Raw genomic sequence first — 1,001 nt, forward strand, 5'->3', positions numbered from 1 at the left:
ACCTGCGGCTGGATCACCTCCTTAATCGACGACATCAGCTGCTCCATAAGTTCCCACACGAATTGCTTGATTCATTGAAGAAGACGATAGAAGCAGCTTTAAGCTACAAGCTGATAGCTCACGCTAACAGTTGCAAGCTCGAAATTGGGTCTGTAGCTCAGTTGGTTAGAGCGCACCCCTGATAAGGGTGAGGTCGGCAGTTCGAATCTGCCCAGACCCACCAATTTTGTGTGGAAAGTACCTGTAGAAATATGGGGCCATAGCTCAGCTGGGAGAGCGCCTGCCTTGCACGCAGGAGGTCAACGGTTCGATCCCGTTTGGCTCCACCATAAACTGCTTCTGCATCGTAAAGCTTAGAAATGAGCATTCCATCAAACGATGGTGAATGTTGATTTCTGATCTTTTGATTAGATCGTTCTTTAAAAATTTGGGTATGTGATAGAAAGATAGACTGAGTAACACTTTCACTGGTGTTTATTCAGGCTAAGGTAAAATTTGTGAGTCTCTTAATTGAGTGTGCGAATTTTCGGCGAATGTTGTCTTCATAGTATAACCAGATTGCTTGGGGTTATATGGTCAAGTGAAGAAGCGCATACGGTGGATGCCTTGGCAGTCAGAGGCGATGAAAGACGTGGTAGCCTGCGAAAAGCTTCGGGGAGTCGGCAAACAGACTTTGATCCGGAGATGTCTGAATGGGGGAACCCACCTAACATAAGTTAGGTATCTTAAGCTGAATACATAGGCTTAAGAAGCGAACCAGGGGAACTGAAACATCTAAGTACCCTGAGGAAAAGAAATCAACCGAGATTCCCTTAGTAGTGGCGAGCGAACGGGGACCAGCCCTTAAGCTGTATTGATGTTAGCGGAACGCTCTGGAAAGTGCGGCCATAGTGGGTGATAGCCCTGTACGCGAAAACATCTTTACAGTGAAATCGAGTAGGACGGAGCACGAGAAACTTTGTCTGAATATGGGGGGACCATCCTCCAAGGCTAAATACTAC

At 46.7% G+C, this 1,001-nt stretch carries 2 tRNA genes and 1 rRNA gene; all 3 read left to right on the plus strand.

From position 1 onward, the window contains the following. The first annotated feature begins 146 nt into the window (after nucleotides 1–146). Nucleotides 147–223: transfer RNA gene (locus tag GHO32_RS26085), tRNA-Ile, on the plus strand. 30 nt (nucleotides 224–253) lie between these two features. Then, nucleotides 254–329: transfer RNA gene (locus GHO32_RS26090), tRNA-Ala, on the plus strand. 245 nt (nucleotides 330–574) lie between these two features. Further along, nucleotides 575–1,001: ribosomal RNA gene (locus GHO32_RS26095) — 23S ribosomal RNA — on the plus strand; the annotation flags it as partial.

This window comes from Pseudomonas sp. FSL R10-2189 (assembly GCF_009600325.1).
Taxonomy (GTDB): Bacteria; Pseudomonadota; Gammaproteobacteria; order Pseudomonadales; family Pseudomonadaceae; genus Aquipseudomonas; species Aquipseudomonas helleri.